This is a genomic window from Leptobacterium flavescens, from assembly GCF_010671605.1.
Lineage (GTDB): Bacteria > Bacteroidota > Bacteroidia > Flavobacteriales > Flavobacteriaceae > Leptobacterium > Leptobacterium flavescens.
Map to the genome: position 1 here is coordinate 98,242 of NZ_JAABOO010000003.1, position 23,101 is coordinate 121,342.

Sequence of the window (23,101 nt, forward strand, 5' to 3'; positions counted from 1 at the left end):
GATTGATCGTAGAATGAAATTATAGATCAATCCTTTCCTATCCATGATTCGGAAAGACTTTGTGGTAAAAAAGCCTTATTTGTGGTGAATGTCCAGTTGCTCTTCCAGAAGCGGAATATAAGAGCGGGAAACAGGAATGGGAACATCAACCCTTTCTATGTGTAATTTAAGCTGATGGTTATTACCGGTTACTTTTTGTACCGAAGAAATATTGATCAGGAAGGAGCGATGGCATCTGACCACGGGAAAAGCCTGTAGCTGAGATTCCAGTTTTTTCATGGTGGTACGCAAGAGGCTCTTTTTTACCCTTTCATTTTCACGATGGAATACCGCTACATAATTGTCCTGCGCTTCGATAAACAAAAGATGCTCGAGCGTAAGGCCGAGCTTGTCCTTTCCGTTATCGGCCGTAAGCCAGATGAGTTCCTCCGACTGCCTTTGAAGATCCAGATAGGCCTTTCGGTTGTCCCGGTAACCAAAATAAAGAAAGATAACCCCAAAGGGAATGACCCCCATCAGGGAAACATCGCGAATAAAACCCAGATAGCTCTTAAAACTCCAGTCGTGAAAATTCCCGATATAATTATATAATAAAAAGGTGGTTGAAGAAAGAAATATCAGGGCCAGGATGATCCTCACCGCAAATACAGGCAGGTTGTTTTTTCTGAATAACAGGGGTACTATCCCAAATTCATATACAAAAAGGGTTATTCCGTTCATCAGTCCGAATCCCATAGCACTCAGTGCAAACACGAGGCTTACCTCATGAGTGGGGTCGTAATTGTTTACGCCGAAGGGTTGAAACACGATCAGGAAAAAAGGAGCGTAAAAAACAGAAAAGAGCACAAGTATCCATTTGTCCCGTTTAGACTGTAGAAAAGGGAGTTGCCGTTTCCAGAAAGGTAATGGAGTGCTTGCCGAAATATCCATTTTTCACTTTATTTATATTATAAGTATGAGCGAAAAACAGAAATGTTACACTTTTGCTTTGGAAGCTTATTTATCCTTAAACTTTGCCAGGGCTTTTCTGGTAAATTCGGAGAGTACCAGTTGTCCGGATATTTCCGCTCTTTCGATCAGGAGTGAATCCCAGTGGTCCGTCCCTTGCCACAGCACTTTTTTCATGGCGCTTAAAGCTTCGGGATTATAGGAAGCCAGTTTTTCGGCCAGAAGATCTACTTCGTTATCCACTTCTTTTATGGTATCGAAAACTTTAGAGTACAATCCTTTTTCTTTTGCCCAATAGGCATTCTTCCATTCGTGAGCGGCCAGGCTAAGCTCGGAGAGCGCTGTTCTTCCTATTTTGTGTTCTACAGCCGGGGCAATCACAAAAGGCCCGATACCGATAGTAAATTCTGAAAGTTTAACCGATGCATTAACAGTAGCTATGCTATAGTCGCAGGCAGAAACCAGTCCGACCCCTCCTCCGACAGCCTTCCCCTGAACACGTCCGATAACAAACTTATTACAGCTGCGCATGGCGTTAATTACATTGGCAAAACCGGAGAAAAAGGCTTTCCCTTCTTCCAGGTTGGAGATGGCCACCAATTCGTTAAAAGAGGCTCCTGCACAAAAGGCTTTTTCACCTTCACTTTTAAGGATGATCACCTGAACCTCTTCCGAGGCAGAAAGCCGGTTAAATTCGCTGGCCAGTCGCTCCAATAATTCCGAAGGAAAGGAATTACTTGCCGGATGACCGAATTCTATAGTGGCTATTTTATTTTGGATACTGGTATACAGGCTTCCGTTAAGGCGAGTAGTTCCCATGCTGATTTTTTTCTAAAATTAAGCTTTTTGAACTCTCGGATAAAACTTTTTTCTGAAAAGCAGCAACAGTGGTATCCCACGGAAAATAATCCAGATGGTAAAGGCTATCCAGATGGCGTAGAGTTTATAATCGAGTGCATCAAAGATCAGAAGGGTAGGAATAAAACCAATAAAGGTAGCAAAGAGCAATACATTACGGAGGGCCTTCATTTCGCCAAGACCCTTGAACATCCCGTCAAAAATAAAGGTAACGGCACAGAAAGGCTGCATGGCCAGGACGATCCAGAAAACCGTATAGAATTTACTGAGGACCATAGGCTCTTTGGTAAAGAGCTTTCCGATCGGATAATAAAGCATTCCTCCGATAAGCGCCAGCACAATTCCAACGGTGAATCCGTATTTGGTGAGCTTTTTACTTAGCTTAATAAGGGTAGAATAATCCCTGGCTCCTAAAAGCCTTCCGGAGATAATATTTCCGGCACTGGCAAAACCGTCGACAAAAAAGGCTCCGAAAAACCAAAGATTGATCGCAATGGTATAAGCTGCTATATGCTCTTTTCCATAGGCAGTGGCAAATGAACTTCCGAAATAGAGCGCAATGTTCAGTGCCAGGGTCCTGACAAAGAGGTTCAGGATCATGGTGATAAGCCGCCCGATCTCTTTGTTAAATGGAAAAGTGAGCTGTAAGCTGATACTGGTCTTTTTAAGGAGCAGGATCAAAGAAAGTATAGCCATGACTATCTGTGCAATGATACTGGCATAGGCAGCACCCTCAATATTCAGGGCCGGGATCATTCCCTCAACCCCATATACAAGAATATAGTCCAAGACAATATTGGTAACCGCTCCGATAATAGCAACGATCATGGGGTAAAACGTATTCTGCAGCCCCCGAAACACACCAAAAACGGCAAAAGTAAAAAGGGTAAGAGGAAAACCGAATACTCTTATCTTATAATAAATGATACTGTACTCCAGGATCAGACCCGAAGCGTTGTACAGTTTAAAGATCTGTTCGGAAAAGGGATAAGTTACGATGATGATCAGAACACTGAGGCCTGTAATAATGGCAATGGCCTGGGCGGGTAAATTCTTTACTTCGTGAAGCTTGTTGGCTCCGAGGTATTGAGATACAATAGCCGATATAGCACTCCTGGTCTGCCCCAGCACCCAAATAAGCATAGAGATAAAAGCACCTACGATACCCACTGCAGCTAGAGATTCGGTAGCATTTACCTGAATGTTCCCAACAATGGCCGTATCTGTTATAGAAAGAATAGGCTCGGCAATTCCTGCGATCAAAGCCGGAATAGCGAGCTTATTTATTCTTTTAAAGGAGATCTTATCTTTCAAATTAAAACGTACTCATAACAATAAAACGGATATTCACTTTGCTCGGGAAGAGCTATATTCTCCAGGCGTTTATATCCGCGCACTTCATAAAATTTCTGGTTCCTGGGATTCTGGCTAAAGGTATCCAATCGCAGCGAAACAAATTTGTTCATTCTTGCATAATTTTCTGCATAATCCATTAGTTTCTGTGCAAGTCCTTTGCCTTGTTCTCCCGGGTCTACCGCCAGCCGGTGAACGTATATATTGTTCTTGTTGGGAGTTAACCAACGTACCGGTTTATATACTTCGTCCATATAAGTCGAAATAACTATACAACCAATTACTTTATTTTTTGATTCGAGTACATAAAGCTCTTTTCTGCTGACATCCAGTTTAAAAGATTCACGGGACGGATAATCATCAGTCCACTGTGCAATACCGTTTGTCCGCATATGCAGATTACAAGCCCGGGTTACTTTTAAAACCCTTTCTATATCGTTTTCTGAAGCCAGGCGAATATTCATTCTTTTATTGCTACTTTTTTGTGTATTTTTAAAGCCGTAAAAATAAGAAAGACCGATGAAAAACATTCTAGTCCCTATAGCGGCCTCCACAAATGTGGAAAGTACTTTACAATACGCAATCGATTTTGCCGAGCATTTTAAGGCCAAAGTATATGTACTCGGGGATTTTAATGTGGTTTCACGGGCAGGAAGTATTATACGAATAGACGAGATCATAGAAAGAGAAACAAAGGCTCACGTAAATGAGATCGTTTCCGGAGTGGATCGAAAAAAGGTGGAGGTTGCCACGGTAACCGCCAAAGGAAACCTTCAGGATATACTGGAAGATGTTTCAAACGAACTCAATATAGATCTGGTTATGATAGAATCTAATAATGCCATTGCCAGTGATGTTTTTCTCGACAATATTTCCGGGGGAATTATTAAACAAATGGAGATCCCTACCTTAATTGTTCCTCATGGTTATGAATTTTCTGCACCCAGGACCATTCTCACAGCGTTTAAATCGGGTATCCTGAAAAGAAAAAAGGTTTTAAGACCGTTAAGATCGGTAGTGGAGACCTTTAAAGCAAAGGTTAATCTTCTTCTGGTAAAAACACCGAAGTTTAAAGAGGAAGATCTTGTGGTTAACCCGAAATTACAGGCTATGGGTGAACTTACAACTACAGAGAACGCCACTACTTTCCAGGGGGTTCTGGAACACTTTCAAAGTAGCAAACCGGACATGTTATGTGTTTTTAGAAGAAAAAGAGGATTTTTTGTAAAACTTTGGGAGAAAAATGTAATTTTGAAAAAAGAATTCCACTGTAATATTCCAGTTCTGGTTCTCATTGGAAAAATGTAATAAAAGGGGCATTAGCTCAGCTGGCTAGAGCGCTACGCTGGCAGCGTAGAGGTCATCGGTTCGACTCCGATATGCTCCACCAAACCCTTTTAAACACCCGGTTTTTGACCGGGTGTTTTTTTATCCCGATATAAAGATCTGAGACTACTTTTTTGATTTTGAATACCTTACGAAACGTATTTAAAACTCCTGTATTTTGACGTTGGTCTTATAATTTTTTAACTTCACTGTTTCTATCGGAGACAAAAGAGTAAAAATATCCTCCAAAGGGTAGGGTATCGAACCCTGTTAAGGATTATAATTATAGCTAACAAACAAACCAAACAAAGTAAAAATGAGAAACACATTACTATGCACCGTATTTCTGCTGGTGGGGGCTTTCTGCCTGAATGCCCAGAATCCTACGGGCAGATTTACACCTCAGGCGGCTACCGCATTTACCGAAGACCTTAGAACAATTGAGCAGATCAAGAGAGTAGTAGGTCAGGCAGGATCCGGAATAGACAGATTTAATGAACTTGGAGTTACCGGAACTGCATATTTGTACGAAGACTTTAAGCCGGGGAATATCTTTTTTAATGATAAGGACAAGGGAAGATTTATGCTTCGTTATAATATTTATGCTGAGGAATTCGAAACCCTGGAAGATGACGGATCTAACAGTATCGTCTTAAAAACAAGCGAGGTAAGCCTTGTAATGGACGGAATGAAATATATCTTTAAATACTATCTGAACGACGATCGAAAGGAATTCGGATATTTTCAGATAGTTGAGGAACTGGGAAGGATTACCCTTCTTAGAAAATACCGCAAAGTGGTTCAGGAAGGGAAAAAGGCCATTACCAGTTTCGATGTAACCAGGCCCAACAGATTGGTGGATCTTGATAATTATTTTATAATGATAGATAATAATGAGATCTATCTTACCAAGCTGACAAATTCCAAACTGGCAGCTGTCTTTAAGGAGCTTGGTGTAAAACTGAAGCCATACCTGAAAGATAACAAACTGAACGTAAAAAATCAGGAGGATTTTTTAAAAGCGTTAAAATACGCTAATGATCAATTAGGTGAAAAGCAATGATCTTTAGAGAATATCTTTTCGTGGAATTGCCTGACTTTTTAGTCAGGCAATTTTTTTTGATCTCATTTTAAGGATCCAAGACAATTATATTCGTTTTCAGGGAGTTAATGGTCCTTTTTTACGCTTCGGTAATTTTGATTGTAGTCCGATATTTGTTAATTTAACAAACTCTTACAGCAGTAAGCAGAAAATATCGATAATCTCTAACTAATTCACGAACATGAAAAAAACGATTTTTTTAACCGCTATTCTAGGCTTGTTTAGCCTTGTGGCACTTGCACAGGCACCTACTCCGGGGCCTTTGGGAAAATATTCGGCACAGGACCCCACCCTGTTTACAGAAGGTAACAGACTTACACAATATATTAAGGAAAACATTATTGATAAGGCAGATCCATCCGCCCAACGCTTTCAACTCAGCACCCGCTTTATCGGGACGGCTTATATGGAAGAAGATTTTAAACCGGGGAATATCTATTTTAACAATGAGGACAAGGGCGCTTATATGTTGAGGTATAATATCTTTTCGGAAGAATTCGAGACTCTGGAAGCAGACGGATCCAATAGTATTGTTCTCAAGACCAGTGAGGTAAAGGTGAATATGGATGGAAAGAACTATATCTTTAAATATTACCTGAATAATGACCGCAAAGAATTTGGTTATTTCCAGGTGATCAAGGAATACGGGACCATTACCTTATTAAGGAAATACAGAAAGCTGGTACAGGAAGGAAAAAGAGCCATTACCAGTTTCGATGTAACCAGGCCTAATCGTTTGGTAGACCGGGAAGATTATTTTATAATGATCAACGACAATGAGATCTTCCAGATCAAGGAATCCAACAACAAATTGTCGAGAGCCTTTAAATCACGAGGCGTAAATCTGAAACCATACCTGAAGGAAAACGAGCTTAACGTAAGGAATGAAGAAGATCTTCTAAAAGCACTGTCCTATGTGAATGGCCAGATAAAAGTAGACTAAAACACATATTCCAAATATAAGATACCCGGCTTTTCAGTCGGGTATTTTTATGCGATCTCTTTTTCGGTGATGGGGATCCCGGGATCGAAGATCTCCAGGATGAGCTTTTTTAATTCGGCAAGGAATTGTTCCCTTATCTCCTCGCCTATGGTCGAGTCTTTTTTGGCATAGGCCCCGGCTTTGTCTTTTTTGGAGAACCTCAGAAAACCGCTTTGGGTATTTTTAAATGAAATGATGCCTGCTTCGACAATCCGGTCCTTAATCGCGGCTTCGTCAAACATGCAGGTGTAGGCCAGTACCTGAAAAGCTTTGCTGAATTTATAATCGGAAGTGAGGTCTTCCCAGTTTACGATCTCCACATCTCCCTGATTTACCTTTCCGGTCTTATAATCTATAATCCGTACCGATCCGTTCCTTTGATCTACCCGGTCTACTTTTCCCTTCAGATAGACAGGGAAGCCTAACTCGGGAATATGAATGGCTTTTTTGAGATTGCTTTCGATAAACAGTATTCTTATCTCCGCTCCTTTTCTGAGATCTTCCTTTTCCTGCTGAAGGAACTTCTCGACGTATTTGAGAGCAATATTAAATATGATCAGGTTCTTCCCCCGGGAAAAATCGCCGCTTTTGTATACTTTTCTGAATTCCCGGGCGATCAGTTCTTCCGCTCCGGATTCCATTTCTTCAATAAGTTCAGTACTCAACAGTTTTCCCTCATGAGGTTTGTAGAGGATCTCCAGTGTATTGTGGACCACCGTTCCCAGTGTATTTGCCGCAATGGTCTCTTCTACCTCTGCGGTGTCCTTAATACCCAATACACTCTGATGATAAAAATCCAGAGGATTCCTGATATAATTGGTCAGTGAGGTAGGGGAAAATCCTTTTTCGGCTATTCTTTTCAATTCCTCTATAACAGTTGCGGTCTTTGTAAGCTGAACTACCGATCTTTTCTGCACCGGAACCACAGGACTTGCAATAATTTCCTTTATGGAATGTAAAGGATGGGAGTTCATGCTCAATTGAAGGAGGAACCGGCTTTTTTCACTTCCCTCCAGAACATCGGGTTCCGTGTTATAAAGAATATAGATATTCCTCGCCCGTTGCAAAAGCCTGTAAAAGTGATAGGTATATATGGCGTCCTTTTCCTTATAGGTAGGAAGCCCGAAGGCGTGTTTAATATCAAACGGGATAAAGGAGCCGTCACTTTTACCCGATGGAAGGATCCCTTCGTTTACCGAAGAGATGATAACGGTCTCAAAATCCAGGTTTCTGCTTTCCAATACTCCCATTAACTGGAGGCCTTCCAGGGGTTCTCCCTGAAAATCCACACTTTCCTTAAGCAATAACTCCTTGTAGATGCTTTTTAAGGCTTTGAGGTGGGCGATAGAGCTGTAGGCAGTATTGAGAGCGTCTATCTGATTGAAAAGCTCGTAAAAGCGATATAAGTATTCCAGATAGAGCGGGTTTTTGTCCTGATCACTGGAATAGACCTCCCTGAGCTCCAGAACGAGGTCCAGGCAGTTTTTAATGATCTGCCCGGCTTCGGTCTCTTCTGCATAGAAGAAGCATTTGGAGATAATGGGATTCAGTTCCTGAGGAATGTACTTCTCCAGAAACTGCGGTCCTATATAAGCGATGTTTTCACTTTGTATTTTCTGAATAATAAAAGTCGCATAATCATTGTTACCTTTCTTAAAGAGGATCCTTGCAGAAGGGTGAGACAGAAAATCGATAAAGGGTTTATGATACCAACCTTTGGACGACCTTGCCTCGTTTACCTCAAAAAGGATATTAAAAAAGGAAGCTATCGGACTGAGGTTTAAAGGAAACCCACTGGTAATGTTTACTGATGTAATTCCCGGAGGGATAGAATTTATTACCGGGGGAAGAAGGTGTTCGTTTCCAAGTACTACAGCTGTATTGGAGAGGCCCGATCCGTTAGTTTCCAGTTTTTGCAGCAGTCCGCCAATGTATTTGGCCTGCCCTATGTTCTTGGGGATCCCGATAATTTCTATGTTCTTTTCCTCTCCGAAGTGACCTGATATATTTTTAAACGGATGTTTTTCAAAGTATTTCCAGGAATTCCTGTATTTCCTGATAAAGAGGCCGGCGTCGTGTTCCGGATCTTCAAGGAAGGCGGCATCAATATCCCAGTAGACCTCCGAATCCGTACTGTGTAAAAACTCCTGTATAATTGTAGACTCGGCAGTGTTCAGGGCATTGAAACCTACGAAAATGTGTTTTTTAGATTCGTTTGATTGAAGGTAGTGCTCCAGGTTTTCGACAGCTTCTCTGTAAATAAGCCCCTGGTACCCTATCTGCTTTTGCAGCAGTCGTTCTCTAAAGGAATGATAGTAGTCTTTCAGGTTATTCCAGAATTTGATATAGTTTTTCTGGATAGTGGTCTTGTGCTCCTGGAGATACCAGTGATTGAGTTCTTTTACCGAAGACAGATAGGAAAAGATCCCGTCGGGAGGGATAAGGTACCTGTCTATTTCATTAAAATCCTGCAGGGCGGTGGTTGCCCATTTGGAAAAGACATAGAATTCGTCTTTCTCTTCTTCCGGGTTGATCTCCAGATACGCCTGATAGAACTCAAATAACAATACGGTATTCTGGACCAGCCTGACTCCGGAAAGCTCCTGGACAAAATCTTCAATACTGTAAAGAGTGGGGCCGAAAACGGTTTTCTTATTTTTCTTCAGCAACTCGTTCCTCAGGAAAGTACAGGCCCTTTTACTGGGAAGCACAAAAACGCATTCGTCCAGCTGTACGGGAGTGTCCAGAACTTCCTCGGCCACTTCTTGTATAAAAGATTTTATCATGATGATAAAAATAAAAAACGCTCCGGATTTCCGGAGCGTTTTTCTATTTATTAATAAAACTTAAAGTCCTATTTCTTATTTTACTAAGTTGATCTCAACTCTTCTGTTTTGAGCTCTACCAGCTCTGGTTCTGTTAGAAGCGATCGGCTTAGACTCACCGTAACCAGCAGCAGTTAATCTGCTTGAAGAAACTCCATTGCTAGTTAAGTAATCTTTAACTGCATTAGCTCTTGATTCAGAAAGAGTTTGGTTTAGTTTTTCACTACCAACGCTGTCTGTGTGACCTTCTACAGTAAATTTAGCATTTGGATACTCATTTAAGATCTTGATGATGTCTCCAAGTACGCTTTCAGACTCAGTCTTGATAGAAGACTTACCTGTATCGAATAAGATAGTTTTAGCGTAATCGTTAAGTTGCTTCTGAACTTCGTCAGTTACTTCAGGACATCCGTTGTTAGCAACAGGTCCAGCAACATCAGGACACTGATCATCTTTGTCTAGAACACCGTCGTTATCTCTGTCTGGCCATGGGCATCCTCTGTTAGCCTGAGGACCAGCTTCGTTTGGACAAGCGTCATCTTTGTCAGCAATTCCGTCACCGTCAGAATCAGGACATCCTCTTAAGCTAGCGATTCCAGCTACAGATGGACAAGCATCATCTTTATCAGCGATACCGTCACCGTCAGAATCAGGACATCCGTTTAATTCAGCAGGACCAGCTTCGTTTGGACAAGAATCCTTGCTATCTTCGATACCGTCACCGTCAGAGTCAGGACATCCGTTGAATTCAGGAAGACCTGCTACTTCTGGACAAGCATCATCTTTGTCGTAAATACCATCTCCGTCAGTATCTCTACCTCCGAATTTGATAGATACTCCAGCAAAGTGTTGGAAGTGAGGAACTGGAAGTCCGTCATCTTCAAATACGTGCTTATAAGTAGACTGTAATGTTACACCTACGTTCTCGTTAAACCAGTAATTGAATCCAACACCACCGTTTAAGGTACCGTTTCCTAAGTCATCAATCCAGGTATAACCTCCACCTACTTCTAAGAATGGATCAAAGTTCCCTAATTTCAAAAACTCATTAAGGTTGTATTTGATCACCGCGTCAGCAGAGTAGTAAGAGAAATCATCTACTTCAGTATCTCCAAAATCAGATATTTGGTTTAAGCTTCCTCGAACGCCAACAGAGAACCCGTCACCTACGTATCTAGATACGGAAACTGCTGATATGGAAGGAAGAATATTCCAGTGATCATTGGCATTAAAAAATTCGTCAAACCATCTTCCTTGACCTGGCTGATTTGTAGGATATACGTCAACAGCGTTTATACCGAAACTTACCAACCAAGGGTTATTTTGGTCTTGCGCTTGCACATTGCTAAGTCCTACAAAAAGTAACACAGCAACTAAAATTTTGCTAAGATGTTTCATGTTCAATTATTTAATTTTAAAGTGTTAATTAGCAACAAATGTAAGTTGTTAAATTTTATTAACAAAAACAAATATATTAAAATTTTTGTTTTTTTTATGATTACGATTTTTTTTAAACCACGCCCAGTTCCTTGCCTACTGCCGTAAATGCCTCGATCGCTTTGTCGAGATGTTCTCTGTTATGAGCAGCGGAAAGCTGTACTCTAATTCTTGCTTTTCCCTTAGGGACAACCGGATAAAAGAAGCCGATTACATATATGCCTTTTTCCAGAAGTTTATCTGCCATAGTTTGTGAGAGCTTCGCATCGTATAACATAACCGGAACAATTGCCGAGTCACCGTCAATGATATCAAAACCTGCTGCTTTCATACCTTTTTTAAAGTAACTGGTATTCTCCTCCAGCTTATCCCTTAATTCCGTACTTCCGGAAAGAAGATCGAATACCTTAATAGAAGCTCCTACGATTGAAGGGGCTAGCGAATTGGAAAATAAATAAGGCCTGGAACGTTGACGAAGCATTTCTATGATCTCCTTCTTCCCGGTGGTATAACCACCCATTGCTCCTCCCAGGGCTTTCCCCAAAGTACCGGTAACGATGTCTATACGTCCCATTACTCCTTTTTCTTCGAGGGTACCTTTACCTTTAGGTCCGATAAAACCTGCAGCGTGACATTCATCTATCATTACCAGGGCATCGTATTTATCGGCCAGGTCACAGATCTGATCCAGCGGAGCAACAAGGCCGTCCATAGAAAATACTCCATCGGTAACGATGATCTTAAAACGGGCTCCGTCTTCACTGGCCTGTTTTAGCTGTTTTTCAAGATCTTCCATATTGTTGTTCTCATAGCGGTACCTCATGGCTTTGCAAAGGCGAACGCCGTCTATAATGGAAGCGTGGTTCAGCGAGTCGGAAATAATGGCATCTTCCTTGGTTAACAATGGCTCGAAAACTCCACCATTGGCATCGAAGGCCGCAGCATAAAGAATAGTATCCTCGGTCTGATAGAAATCGGCTATCTTGGCTTCCAGTTCCTTGTGGATATCCTGGGTCCCGCAAATAAACCGTACAGACGACATCCCGAAGCCGTGAGAATCCAAAGTGTCTTTGGCTGCCTGGATAACCTCCGGATGAGACGAAAGCCCCAAATAGTTGTTGGCACAGAAATTAATAACTTCCTGTCCTGTTGAGATTTTGATTACTGCGTCTTGTGGGGAGGTAATGATACGTTCTTTTTTGAATAGACCATTGTTTTTTATGTCTTCAAGCTCCTGCTGAAGATGCTCTTTTATTTTACCGTACATTTTATGTGTTTTTTTACAAAAGTAATAAACTTTAGTATCCTTAATTTATAATGATTTTATTTCTATTTTTTCGTTGATGAACACGATGAGTTTATCGCTTATCCGGAGCCCCATTTCCTCGATAGCTTCTGCATACCGATCCAGCTGTAACTTAAAACTGTCTTTATAGGCTCCCGTTTTATAATCGATAAGGACAACTTCGTTCCTGTGATTTACAGCCAGCCTGTCCGGGCGTATTAATTGTCCTTCGGCAGTATATATATCGTGTTCATTATATATGGTATAGTCTGTAGTGAAATAAGGATGGATAAGCGGGTGATGGATCAGTTCGCTTAGGTCTTTTTCTATATCCTTATAATTACGCTGACTGATATGCCCCTGATACAAGGCATCCTGAATAACGCTTTCCAGGTCGTGAGCGTAACTGATCTGAGACAAAAGATAATGATAGAGGTTCCCTTTCTGAATGGCCTTTTCCTGAGTGGTATCCCACAAAGAACCTGACCGGGTTATTATTTTATACAATGGCCGGTCTGTAGCATTGGCCAAAAACGGGATCGTATCGGTTTTGGTTCGTGTATCCTCCAGATGCATTTTTAGCAACTTCGACCCGAAACTGTAAGTGTCTTTTTCTGCTTCCCACATCGATTTGGATTTCAGGTAGTTGATAAAAAGCCCGGAAAAACTCTTCAGGTTTTCTTCCCCTTTGGCCCGGATATCTTTTTTTGAAAATATGTGTAACTGCTCTACTGCACGGGTTAAGGCTACATATAAAAGGTTAAACTGATCCAGTTCCAGCTTTGCCTGATCTTCATCATAAAGGGTTTTACTGTATTCGCTAAATTCACTGAAATCCTTGTTTTTTGAGAAAAGCCCTGAAGAAAGCCCGAAAGTGTCCTTATCTACCGGCATCCATAACCTGGGATCTATCTCTTCATAAATATTGCTTTGAGCATACGGGTAGATGACTACAGGAAATTCAAGTCCTTTAGATTTGTGAATGGTCATCAATTTAACTGCATTATTGCCCTCGGGAGAGATGACGGACAAACGGTCTTTTTTCTTTTCCCAATAAGAGATAAAGCTTCCGAAACCACTATTCTGTTTAATACTGAAGTCCAGGATCTCGTCCAGGAAGAACTGAAGATAAGCATCTGATGGATCATAAAGTCCGAACGAATATATAGCGTATTCAACAGCATTTAAAAACGGGAGTTTGTAAAAAGTGTCCTGCACAAAACTGTATTCTGAAAATACAGATTCCATGTTCCCGAGATTACTGCTGAAAAAATGGTGCTTATCGGTTACAGATCCCTTTTCGGCCAGGAAGTGAAGGATCTCGATCTGTATCTCACGGCTCTGAGGTTGCAGCGTGTGCCGGATAAGGTTTATAAGAAACCCTATTTTCGGGTGACTCTTTAAAAGGAGAGATTCCGAGGAAATAATATCTATTTCGTTTTCAAGCAAGAAATTCGATAGGACCAGGCCGTGTTTTTTCTTTCTTGTCAGAATGCAGATATCATTATATCGGTACCCTTCTGCAATGAGGTCTTTTATACGGTTCAGGACCAGCTGGCAATATTGTGTGTCTTCTTCCTCCTTTTTATCTATAAAATCTATCTGAACATAACCGCCTTTTTGCTGATTGGGTTTCTGATGGCTTTTAGAAAAGAAAAGGTCCCGGTAATCTTCTTTGGTCAGATAGGCAGAGATATGTTTAAAAAAATCGTTGTTAAAACTCACGATCTCCTCACAACTCCGGTAATTGACAGGGAGGTTTTCCACCATCTTTTCTACCTGAAAAGGATTCTCACAATTGTACAGATCTATAAACTGTTCTGCTTTTCCGCCTCTCCAGCGATAGATTGCCTGCTTGGCGTCGCCTACAATGAGTAAACTTCCTCTTTTGCCGGAAAGAGTTTCGCTTTCCAGTGCGTTACTCACCAGGGGGATGAGGTTGTTCCATTGCATTTCGGAAGTGTCCTGAAATTCATCAATAAAGTAATGACGGTACTTTTCTCCAATTCGTTCATATATAAAAGGCGCGGGTTCATGAACAATTACATCCGAGATAATACTGTTGAACTCCGAGATCAGCAGGAGGTTTTGCTCATCTTTAATGATCTCCAGCTCTGCCTGAATGGCGTTTAATAAAGATAAGGGGGTACTGTTCTTGTAGAAATTCTGAAGGAACTTAAGGTTAAAAACAGCATTCCTTATACTGAGGTAGATCTGTTGTAATTCCGGAAGCAACCCGTCTATAGCGGCCTTCTTGCCGGGATCGAGTGTCTTGTTATAGACCTTGCCTTCGGCAATATTCTCTCCGAGTTTATTATTGTAGAGGCCGTCAAGTTTACCCGATGCTATCTTTTTAAAATGCGCGGGAAGCATTCCACGGCTAAAATCATCGATTTCCAGGCCGTTGACCTGCAGGAGTTCGAGGACTTCCTGCCCGCTTTTTTTTATAAAGTGTTCCTGAGCCTTTATTTTCTTCCGTAAGAGAGCGTTTAGTTGAAGAAAATCGTCCAGGGTTTCATTCTTAACAGATTGGAGGGCACTGCTGTGATTTTCATTCAGCAAGAGCGATGCGACTTTCTTGAGGTCTATGGCAATATCCCAGCTCTTGTCATCATCTGCTTTTTCCAGCGCAAAATCTACCAGTACCTTTGTTAGCTTTTCTTCGGTCCCTGCTTTAAATATAAGCTGATCTATGGCTTCTTCTATAAGCAATTCGGTATCGAGTGCCACCTCAAAATTCATGGGGAGTTTAAGGTCGAAAGCAAAAGTCCTCAGCAATCGGTGATTAAACTTATCGATGGTCACCACGTCAAAAAAGGCGTAATTATGAAGGATCCTCTTCAGGATCTTTTCGGAGCGCTCCATCAGATTAACTTCCGTTAGCCCCAGTTCTTTTGCCAGGCCGCTAAACATAGGACTCGGTTTTTCCAGAATCGAGGGATTGGAAAATTCTTCCAGGTTTTTAATGATCCGCTCCTTCATTTCATTTACGGCCTTATTGGTAAATGTAATGGCCAGGACCTGTTTAAAACTGTCCTGGTAGGAGGTCTGAAGTAAAATTTTAAGGTATTCTTTAACGAGGGTAAAAGTCTTACCCGATCCTGCAGAAGCATTATATATTTTAAAAGGAGTATCCTGCAAAGCAAAATTTTATACCAAAATAATGAAACTCTATGAGTTCTTAACCATTTATTGTTGGATAAAGTTTAAGTTTATATGTAAATTTGATACACAAATTAAATCACTAATTTAAAAACAGATATTATGGCATTTGATTTACCGAAATTACCATATGCATATGATGCATTAGAGCCCCATATAGACGCTCGAACAATGGAAATACATCATGGCAAACACCATAACGGATATACAACCAAATTGAACGGCGCAATTGCCGGAACAGACCTTGATGGAAAATCTATTGAGGATATCCTTACGGGTCTTGATATGAATAACGGAGCTGTTAGGAATAACGGAGGCGGATTTTACAATCACCGCTTGTTCTGGGAAGTAATGTCTCCCAACGGAGGAGGAGAACCAACCGGAGAACTGGCTGCAGCAATTAATGAAGCTTACGGTTCTTTTGAAGAATTTAAAAGCGCATTTTCTACGGCAGCAGGAACGAGATTTGGTTCCGGATGGGCCTGGTTATGCGTTCATAAAGGAGGTAGAGTAGAAGTATGTTCTACACCAAATCAGGATAATCCTTTAATGCCGGGAGTAGGTTGCGGAGGCTTTCCTGTTTTAGGAATAGACGTTTGGGAGCATGCTTACTATCTGAACTATCAGAACAGAAGGCCTGACTATGTTGCTGCTTTTTTCAATGTTATAAACTGGGAGAAAGTTTCTGAGCTATACGCGTCCAACAAGTAGGATTACAAAACATATAGAAAATAAAAAAGGTGGAAGTAATTCCACCTTTTTTTGCCCCAAATCTTACCATGAACTTAACCTACTTATGCTATGGTAGTACAAATATAACGCAATTTTGTCAATATTATGATAATAAATATGTTATAATGCTCTTAAATTAGATAAAGTGCCAAAATCAAAAAGCAGCTTGTGATATTTGTAAAGAATTTGATTTTCAATGTTAGAAATAATCGATTCTGAGTCCCCTGCAAAGGGCTTCGGGAGATCTGATTGTGAAGCGTCCGTATTTTATTCCTGTAAATAAAGAAGAAGATGATTAAAAATAAAAAAGGTGGAAGAATCCACCTTTTTTTGCCCCAAATCTTACCATGAACTTAACCTACTTATGCTATGGTGACACAAATATAGCGGAATCTTAACCACACAGTGACAATAAATATGTTGTAATACCATTAAATTAGATAAAATGCTCAAAACGTAAAATACTGTATAATATTTGTAAGTAAAGCAGAAATTATGAGCTGGAAAAGTGGTGTTTTAGGATGGTGAATTTTTGGAAAAATACCTGATAATGAGTTGAATAGAAGGTGTTTTTTACGACATAAAAACGGAATAAAATAGGGGTGAAATCAGAAAGGTTTATTCAATAAAAAAAGGTGGAAGAATCCACCTTTTTTTGCCCCAAATCTTACCATGAACTTAACCTACTTATGCTATGGTGGTTTAAAAGTATACCAAAGAAAGTTTCCAATATAAAAAATCGGTTAAACGACCAATTTAAACGATGAAATGCACTATTTAATAATATTTTAACAATATTTTTAGTATGCGCGCTCTTTATTTCCTTCGTAAAAATTGATAAATGCACGGTTCACTACCCGATTCCCTCCCGGGGTTGGATAATTACCCGTAAAATACCAGTCTCCCAGGTTCTTAGGACAGGCTTTATGAAGCCCCTCAACCGATTGGAAAATTATTTTTACACCCGACTCAATATCTTCAGGTGTCAGTAACTCAGCAATTTTGTCGGAAATCTGCTCATCGCTAAACGGATCATAGATCTCTTTTACGAAATTCACGACTTCAGAATCCTGAAGTTCCAGCTGAGATTTACATTTGTTGTATACTTCTTCAACTACATTGTAAGTACCTCTTTCTTTGTGAAGTTCTAATGCTGCTCTGAAAGCAATGAGATCTTCAAGCCTTGCCATATCTATCCCGTAACAATCAGGATATTTTATCTGTGGCGCAGAAGATACTACAATGATGTTCTTGGGGTTTAACCTCCCCAGCATTCTCAGAATACTTTTTCTGAGCGTAGTTCCCCTTACAATACTGTCGTCTATGATAACGAGATTGTCTGTGGGTTTTACAGATTTATAAGTAATATCGTAAACGTGAGCAACAAGATCATCCCTGCTGCTGTCTTCCGTAATAAAGGTCCTGAGTTTGGCATCCTTTATAGCTACCTTTTCTATTCTTGGCCTCAGGGTTAATATCTGATGAAGTTTTTCACGTGTTATTTCGGCTCCTTCTTTCAGGATAAGCTCTTCCTTTTTGTTGATCAGATAGTTCTGAGCCTCCTTTACCATCCCGTAAAAACAGGTCTCTGCCGTATTCGGAATATATGAAAAGACCGTGTTCTGCAGGTCATTGTCCTGCACGGCATCTAATATTTTCGGTAGTAAAAGACTTCCCAGTTTCTTTCGCTCTTCATAGATCTCTGCATCACTTCCTCTGGAGAAATAGATACGTTCAAAAGAACAGGCCTTGCGTTCCAGTGGTGTTAAGATCTCTTTCAGGCTTACCTTTCCGTTCTTTTTGATAATGATGGCATTTCCGGGATCCAGCTCTTCAATATCGTTATAATCTACATTAAAGACTGTTTGTATTACCGGGCGTTCTGAAGCTACCACTACCACCTCGTCATCTTTGTAATAATAGGCCGGGCGAATACCGGAAGGGTCTCTCAGTACAAAAGAATCGCCATGCCCCAGAAGACCGGCCATTGCATAACCTCCATCCCAGTTCTTGGCTGCCTTTCTGAGTATTTTCGCCACATTGAGTCGATCCGCAATAATAGGTGAAGCTTCGTGTTTATTATAACCTTCGTTCTTAATTTGCTTGTAGAGCTTTGCCACCGCATCATCCAGGAAATGACCTATTTTTTCCATAACGGTAATGGTGTCTGCCTTTTCCTTCGGATGCTGCCCGAGCTTTATCAGGTTGTCGAACAACTCGTTAACATTGGTCATATTAAAATTCCCGGCAACGATAAGATTCCGGTGCATCCAGTTGTTCTGTCTCAGGAAGGGATGTACACTTTCAACGCTGTTCTTCCCGAAGGTTCCGTAACGAACATGTCCGAGCATCAATTCTCCCAGGTAAGGGATATTCTTTTTCTGGGCAGCAACATCATCAACATATTCCGGGCTTTCCGTTAATACGGAGTTGATCCTTGAATTTATCTGAGAGAAAATATCCTGTATGGGTTGCGACTGGTTAGAACGCACACGGCTAATATACCGCTCTCCCGGTTGCACATTCATTTTAATACTGGCAAAGCCAGCACCATCCTGCCCACGGTTGTGCTGTTTTTCCATCATGAGGTACATTTTATTGATCCCGTAAAATGCACTTCCGTACTTCTCCTTATAATACTCAAGCGGCTTTAGTAACCTTATCAAGGCAATTCCGCATTCGTGTTTAATTGCGTCGCTCATGCGTTGTAATAATTAATAAAAAACCCTGACATTTTTGGTCAGGGCGTATTTTTATGATAATTCTATTTCAAATTGTGTTAGTTCCTTAAACTGTTTCAATCTCTCCTGGATCTCAGCTTTCGATACATTCTCCAGGCGTTCTGTTCCGAATTTCTCGACGCAGAAGGAGGCCATATTGGAGCCGCAGATAATTGCGTTCTTCATATTCTCAAAAGAGATGTCTCCCGATTTCGTCAGGTAACCTGCAAAGCCACCTGCAAAGGTATCGCCCGCACCTGTAGGATCGAATACTTCCTCCAACGGAAGAGCGGGGGCAAAGAAAATGTTGTGGTCATTGAACAACAAGGCTCCGTGCTCACCCTTTTTTATCACTACATATTTAGGTCCTATCTCGTGAATCTTCTGAGCAGCTTTAACCAGAGAATACTCTTTGGTAAGCTGTCTGGCTTCTTCATCATTAATAGTAATGACATCAACCATAGAGATCACCTCCATCAATTCATCCCAGGTATTGTCCATCCAGAAATTCATCGTATCTAAAATGATGAGTTTTGGTCGTCTTTCCATCTGCTTAATTACATCTATCTGTATAGAAGGATGTAAATTTCCCAGCATCAGGACTTCCGCATCTTTAAAATCTTCGGGAACAACCGGATTAAAATCGGCCAGAACATTCAATTGTGTATCCAGGGTATCTCTGGAATTTAGATCGTTGTGATATTTTCCGCTCCAGAAAAAGGTCTTTCCTCCTTCTACAACCTCTATTCCTGAAATATCTATGTTGTTATTCTCTAACATTTCCAGATAAGATCCCGGAAAATCATCTCCCACAACAGAAACGATTGAAGACCTCACATTAAACTGTGCTGCCGAAAGACCAATGTAAGTCCCTGCACCTCCCAGTATTTTATCTGTCTTACCAAAGGGGGTTTCAATAGCATCGAATGCAACCGTTCCGACAATTAATAATTTACTCATTCACCTTTAAATTTTTTGCAAATATAAGCTTAGTTTTCAAGAAGTCGCTTTAAATCTAAAAAAGTATGGTAAGGAGCGGCCACAAGCATAGAATTTAACAGCCATGAAGGCAGACTCCCTCCCGGGTCTCCGTATAGCTGTTGCGTAACTTTAACAAGCCTGCCTACGGGCTCGATAAGCCAGTAACCTTTAAAGTTCACTATCCTTATAGTATTGTCTTTGGGCGGCAGGATCCCGGACCTGTCGGGGTTGATATCTATCCTGTATCCTCCTCCATTTAACGGAATTACATTAATATGTGAAACATTGTCCCTGTTTTTTAAGGGCCACGGAAGGTCGTTTTTCATCCAGAAGATATATTCTGTATTCGAAATGGTCTTTAATTTTTTACTCTCGGGAGTTTTGTAATTCCATTTCCACAAATTATCTCCGTCGGTAATCGTATTAAGAACATTTTCCACTTTGCTGTCTACCAGCATAACGGCTTTGTATTCGTTAATCTTAGAAGAGTCGAGTTTGCGGGTATAGACCTTTATACCTTTTTTATCTCTTTTAAGGTTCCAGTTCTGAGAATATACCTGAAGTATACCGCAGATCATAAAGAAAAGAAAGAATCCCTTTTTCATAGCATCAGGGGGAAATTTTTTGTGTAAATCTAGCAAAATTAATACCAATCTCTTTCTGAGTGTGTTAAAGTCATTCTGAAAGTTCAAAACCTTTATCGGGGCTTAGTTTATCTTTTTGAGAAGCCATAACGGCCAGACGATCGCATCGTTCGTTCTGCGGATGCTGGTTATGACCCTTTATCCAGTGAAGCGTTACCTTGTGTTTTCTGTACTCTTTGAGGAATAGCTTCCAGAGGTCTTCATTTTTCTTCCCCTTAAAAGCAGTCCGTTCCCAATTAAATACCCAGCCTTTTTCTACCGCATCTACTATATATTTGGAATCCGAAAAGACCTTTACCCTTGTATTGTTCTTTTTAAGTTTTTTGAGCGCCACAATAACGGCCAGTAGTTCCATCCTGTTATTGGTGGTTAAGCGGTAGCCTTTTGAGAATTCCTTCACATAGGGCTGACCCACCCATTCCATTACAATACCATATCCGCCTGGCCCCGGGTTTCCCCTGCAGGCACCATCCGTATATATATGTACATCAAAATTATTCATGAAGCAGGTTTTCAAGGATCACGGGAAAATGCTCGTATTCCAGTTGGTGGACCTTGGCAGCCACTTCTTCGGGGGAATCCGAAGGAAGTACTTCTGTCCTGGCCTGAAAGATAATGGCGCCTTCGTCGTAATTCTCATTTACATAATGTATACTGATCCCGGTTTCTTTTTCTCCGTTTTCCACCACTGCTTTGTGAACGTTCATCCCGTACATGCCTTTGCCTCCGTATTTGGGAAGCAATGCCGGGTGAATATTAACGATCCTGTCCGGGAACTCGGCAATGATCGATTCCGGGAACTTCCACAGAAAACCGGCCAGAACAATAAGATCCGGATTAAGGCTTTTGAGTAGTTCTTTAATATGATCGTTTTTCAGAAAAGCGGTCCTGTTAAAGGAAAGGGAACTGATCTTATGTCTTTCCGCACGGTCGAGTACCTTGGCTTCCCTTTTATTAGAAAGGACCATGGCAACAGAAATATGTTCTTTTTCCTTAAAATATTCAATAATATTTTCGGCATTTGTTCCTGAGCCCGATGCAAAAATGACTATACGTTTCATCTTATCTTTCTAGAATCTGTTGCAAAGAGCAAAAAAAAGAATAATTATTAATAAAGTGAAAGCAAAAACAAATTACTTGCAGTTATTTTTAGTAAATTACAAGCACATTTTGAAACTAAAATGTTGTTTTAATTCAAAGTTTTTTATTTTTGCCAACAATTTTAAATTTAAAAACAAAAAATTATGTCAGACATTGCATCAAGAGTAAAGGCGATTATCGTAGACAAATTAGGTGTTGATGAAAACGAAGTAGTGCCGGAAGCAAGCTTCACAAATGATTTAGGAGCAGATTCGTTAGACACTGTAGAATTAATTATGGAGTTCGAAAAAGAATTCGATATTCAAATTCCAGATGATCAAGCTGAAAATATCGCTACAGTTGGTCAAGCGACTAAATATATTGAAGAAGCAAAATAAGTAAATATACTTTATGGAATTAAAGCGAGTTGTAGTCACTGGTCTTGGTGCCTTAACACCCATCGGTAACAATATTTCAGAATATTGGGACGGATTGGTGAATGGTAAAAGCGGTTGTGCGCCTATTACCTATTTTGACACCGAAAAATTCAAAACCAAATTCGCTTGCGAAGTCAAAAACTATAATCCTACCGATTTTTTTGACAGAAAGGAAGCTCGTAAACTAGACAGATTTGCGCAATATGCTTTAATTTCGGCCGGAGAAGCCATAGAAGATGCTAATATCGACCTTGACAAAGTAGACAAGTTCAGGGTTGGTGTTATTTGGGGAGCTGGAATTGGAGGGTTACAAACCTTCCAGGATGAAGTGGTTAACTTCGCCGAAGGCGATGGGACCCCTAGATTTAATCCGTTCTTTATCCCTAAAATGATTGCCGATATTGCCCCGGGTAATATCTCTATCAAGCACGGTTTTATGGGACCTAATTATACCACGGTGTCGGCTTGTGCCTCCTCTGCAAATGCTATGATAGATGCACTAAACTATATTCGTTTAGGACATTGCGATGTTGTAGTAACAGGAGGAAGTGAAGCAGCAGTGACCCAGGCAGGAATAGGTGGATTTAACGCCATGCATGCGCTCTCTACAAGAAATGACGATCCTGAAACAGCATCCAGACCTTTCGACGCCACAAGAGATGGTTTCGTTCTGGGAGAAGGTGCAGGGGGACTCATTCTGGAAGAGTACGAGCACGCTAAAGCAAGAGGAGCCAAAATATATGCCGAAGTTATCGGTGGAGGTATGTCAAGTGATGCACATCATATGACTGCCCCTCACCCCGACGGTGTTGGTGTTGAGCGCGTAATGCTTAATTGTTTAAGAGATGCTGGTTTGGAACCAAAAGATGTAGACGCTATAAACACACACGGAACATCCACTCCTTTAGGAGATGTTGCCGAATTGAAAGCGATCACTAAAGTTTTTGGAGAGCACACAAAAAATATTAATATCAATTCTACCAAATCTATGACAGGACATTTGCTTGGAGCTGCCGGTGCAGTCGAAGCGATCGCTTCTATCTTAGCTATGGAACACGGTATTGTTCCCCCGACTATAAATCATAGTACGGTTGATGAGAATATTGATAGCTCGTTAAACCTTACCTTAAACAAAGCTCAACGCAGAGAAGTTAAAGTTGCTATGAGCAATACTTTCGGATTTGGAGGACACAACGCTTGTGTTCTATTTAAAAAAATAGATTAATTTA

General features: G+C 40.8%; 19 protein-coding genes and 1 tRNA gene. 7 read left to right on the plus strand and 13 right to left on the minus strand.

Annotation, left to right across the window (positions count from 1 at the left end; all coding sequences use genetic code 11):
* Window positions 1-75 precede the first annotated feature (75 nt).
* The 4 genes from GWK08_RS12655 to GWK08_RS12670 all read right to left on the minus strand — a co-directional run bounded on the left by GWK08_RS12655 (window position 76) and on the right by GWK08_RS12670 (window position 3,623).
* Window positions 76-930 (minus strand): LytR/AlgR family response regulator transcription factor, encoded by an 855-nt coding sequence (locus GWK08_RS12655; RefSeq protein ID WP_163607588.1) that lies wholly within the window; start codon window positions 928-930, stop codon window positions 76-78.
* Between the two features lie 66 nt (window positions 931-996).
* A complete protein-coding gene (locus tag GWK08_RS12660; RefSeq protein ID WP_163607589.1) occupies window positions 997-1,767 on the minus strand; it encodes an enoyl-CoA hydratase/isomerase family protein in 771 nt (256 codons plus the stop codon).
* A gap of 18 nt (window positions 1,768-1,785) precedes the next feature.
* Entirely contained in the window at window positions 1,786-3,120 is a 1,335-nt protein-coding gene (locus GWK08_RS12665; protein ID WP_163607590.1) for an MATE family efflux transporter, read from the minus strand.
* Entirely contained in the window at window positions 3,117-3,623 is a 507-nt protein-coding gene (locus GWK08_RS12670; RefSeq protein WP_163607591.1) for a GNAT family N-acetyltransferase, read from the minus strand. Before GWK08_RS12670 ends, GWK08_RS12665 begins: the two co-directional genes overlap by 4 nt.
* Before the next feature lie 55 nt (window positions 3,624-3,678).
* Between GWK08_RS12670 and GWK08_RS12675 the strand changes: the two genes are divergently transcribed.
* The 4 genes from GWK08_RS12675 to GWK08_RS12690 all read left to right on the plus strand — a co-directional run bounded on the left by GWK08_RS12675 (window position 3,679) and on the right by GWK08_RS12690 (window position 6,530).
* Window positions 3,679-4,467 (plus strand): universal stress protein, encoded by a 789-nt coding sequence (locus GWK08_RS12675; RefSeq protein ID WP_163607592.1) that lies wholly within the window; start codon window positions 3,679-3,681, stop codon window positions 4,465-4,467.
* A 5-nt stretch (window positions 4,468-4,472) separates the two neighbouring features.
* Window positions 4,473-4,549 (plus strand) — tRNA-Ala (locus tag GWK08_RS12680).
* Between the two features lie 252 nt (window positions 4,550-4,801).
* On the plus strand, window positions 4,802-5,548 hold the full coding sequence (locus tag GWK08_RS12685) for a hypothetical protein (protein ID WP_163607593.1): 747 nt from the start codon (window positions 4,802-4,804) through the stop codon (window positions 5,546-5,548).
* Window positions 5,549-5,768: 220 nt separating this feature from the next.
* Window positions 5,769-6,530 (plus strand): hypothetical protein, encoded by a 762-nt coding sequence (locus tag GWK08_RS12690; protein WP_163607594.1) that lies wholly within the window; start codon window positions 5,769-5,771, stop codon window positions 6,528-6,530.
* Window positions 6,531-6,577: 47 nt separating this feature from the next.
* Here the strand turns inward: GWK08_RS12690 and GWK08_RS12695 are convergent, their stop codons facing one another.
* The 4 genes from GWK08_RS12695 to GWK08_RS12710 form a co-directional block, all read right to left on the minus strand.
* Complete coding sequence (locus tag GWK08_RS12695; protein WP_204336065.1) at window positions 6,578-9,355, minus strand: PD-(D/E)XK nuclease family protein; 2,778 nt, start codon at window positions 9,353-9,355, stop codon at window positions 6,578-6,580.
* A 75-nt stretch (window positions 9,356-9,430) separates the two neighbouring features.
* Window positions 9,431-10,792, minus strand: coding sequence for an OmpA family protein (locus tag GWK08_RS12700; protein WP_163607595.1), 1,362 nt, complete (start codon window positions 10,790-10,792; stop codon window positions 9,431-9,433).
* Window positions 10,793-10,904: 112 nt separating this feature from the next.
* The gene (gene kbl, locus GWK08_RS12705) at window positions 10,905-12,098 is read right to left on the minus strand and encodes a glycine C-acetyltransferase (RefSeq protein ID WP_163607596.1); all 1,194 of its coding nucleotides are present in this window, start codon (window positions 12,096-12,098) and stop codon (window positions 10,905-10,907) included.
* 45 nt (window positions 12,099-12,143) lie between these two features.
* A complete protein-coding gene (locus GWK08_RS12710; protein WP_163607597.1) occupies window positions 12,144-15,257 on the minus strand; it encodes a UvrD-helicase domain-containing protein in 3,114 nt (1,037 codons plus the stop codon).
* A gap of 123 nt (window positions 15,258-15,380) precedes the next feature.
* Here GWK08_RS12710 and GWK08_RS12715 point away from each other — a divergent pair, with 123 nt between their 5' ends.
* Entirely contained in the window at window positions 15,381-15,989 is a 609-nt protein-coding gene (locus tag GWK08_RS12715; RefSeq protein ID WP_163607598.1) for a superoxide dismutase, read from the plus strand.
* Between the two features lie 821 nt (window positions 15,990-16,810).
* On the opposite strand, the gene GWK08_RS12720 is transcribed toward GWK08_RS12715, so the two are convergent.
* From GWK08_RS12720 to purN, 5 genes are all read right to left on the minus strand, one after another.
* Window positions 16,811-18,712, minus strand: coding sequence for an amidophosphoribosyltransferase (locus tag GWK08_RS12720; RefSeq protein ID WP_163607599.1), 1,902 nt, complete (start codon window positions 18,710-18,712; stop codon window positions 16,811-16,813).
* A 51-nt stretch (window positions 18,713-18,763) separates the two neighbouring features.
* Window positions 18,764-19,690: a PfkB family carbohydrate kinase gene (locus tag GWK08_RS12725; RefSeq protein WP_163607600.1), complete on the minus strand. Its 927-nt coding sequence runs from the start codon at window positions 19,688-19,690 to the stop codon at window positions 18,764-18,766.
* Between the two features lie 29 nt (window positions 19,691-19,719).
* Complete coding sequence (locus tag GWK08_RS12730; protein WP_239524918.1) at window positions 19,720-20,316, minus strand: START domain-containing protein; 597 nt, start codon at window positions 20,314-20,316, stop codon at window positions 19,720-19,722.
* 70 nt (window positions 20,317-20,386) lie between these two features.
* Window positions 20,387-20,857 (minus strand): ribonuclease HI, encoded by a 471-nt coding sequence (rnhA, locus tag GWK08_RS12735; protein WP_163607601.1) that lies wholly within the window; start codon window positions 20,855-20,857, stop codon window positions 20,387-20,389.
* Complete coding sequence (gene purN, locus GWK08_RS12740) at window positions 20,850-21,416, minus strand: phosphoribosylglycinamide formyltransferase (RefSeq protein ID WP_163607602.1); 567 nt, start codon at window positions 21,414-21,416, stop codon at window positions 20,850-20,852. The genes rnhA and purN overlap by 8 nt, the downstream gene beginning before the upstream one ends.
* A 183-nt stretch (window positions 21,417-21,599) precedes the next feature.
* Between purN and GWK08_RS12745 the strand changes: the two genes are divergently transcribed.
* Together GWK08_RS12745 and fabF are read left to right on the plus strand one after the other, a co-directional pair.
* Window positions 21,600-21,833, plus strand: coding sequence for an acyl carrier protein (locus GWK08_RS12745; protein WP_163607603.1), 234 nt, complete (start codon window positions 21,600-21,602; stop codon window positions 21,831-21,833).
* A 13-nt stretch (window positions 21,834-21,846) separates the two neighbouring features.
* Window positions 21,847-23,097 (plus strand): beta-ketoacyl-ACP synthase II, encoded by a 1,251-nt coding sequence (gene fabF / locus GWK08_RS12750; protein ID WP_163607604.1) that lies wholly within the window; start codon window positions 21,847-21,849, stop codon window positions 23,095-23,097.
* Window positions 23,098-23,101: the final 4 nt, after the last annotated feature.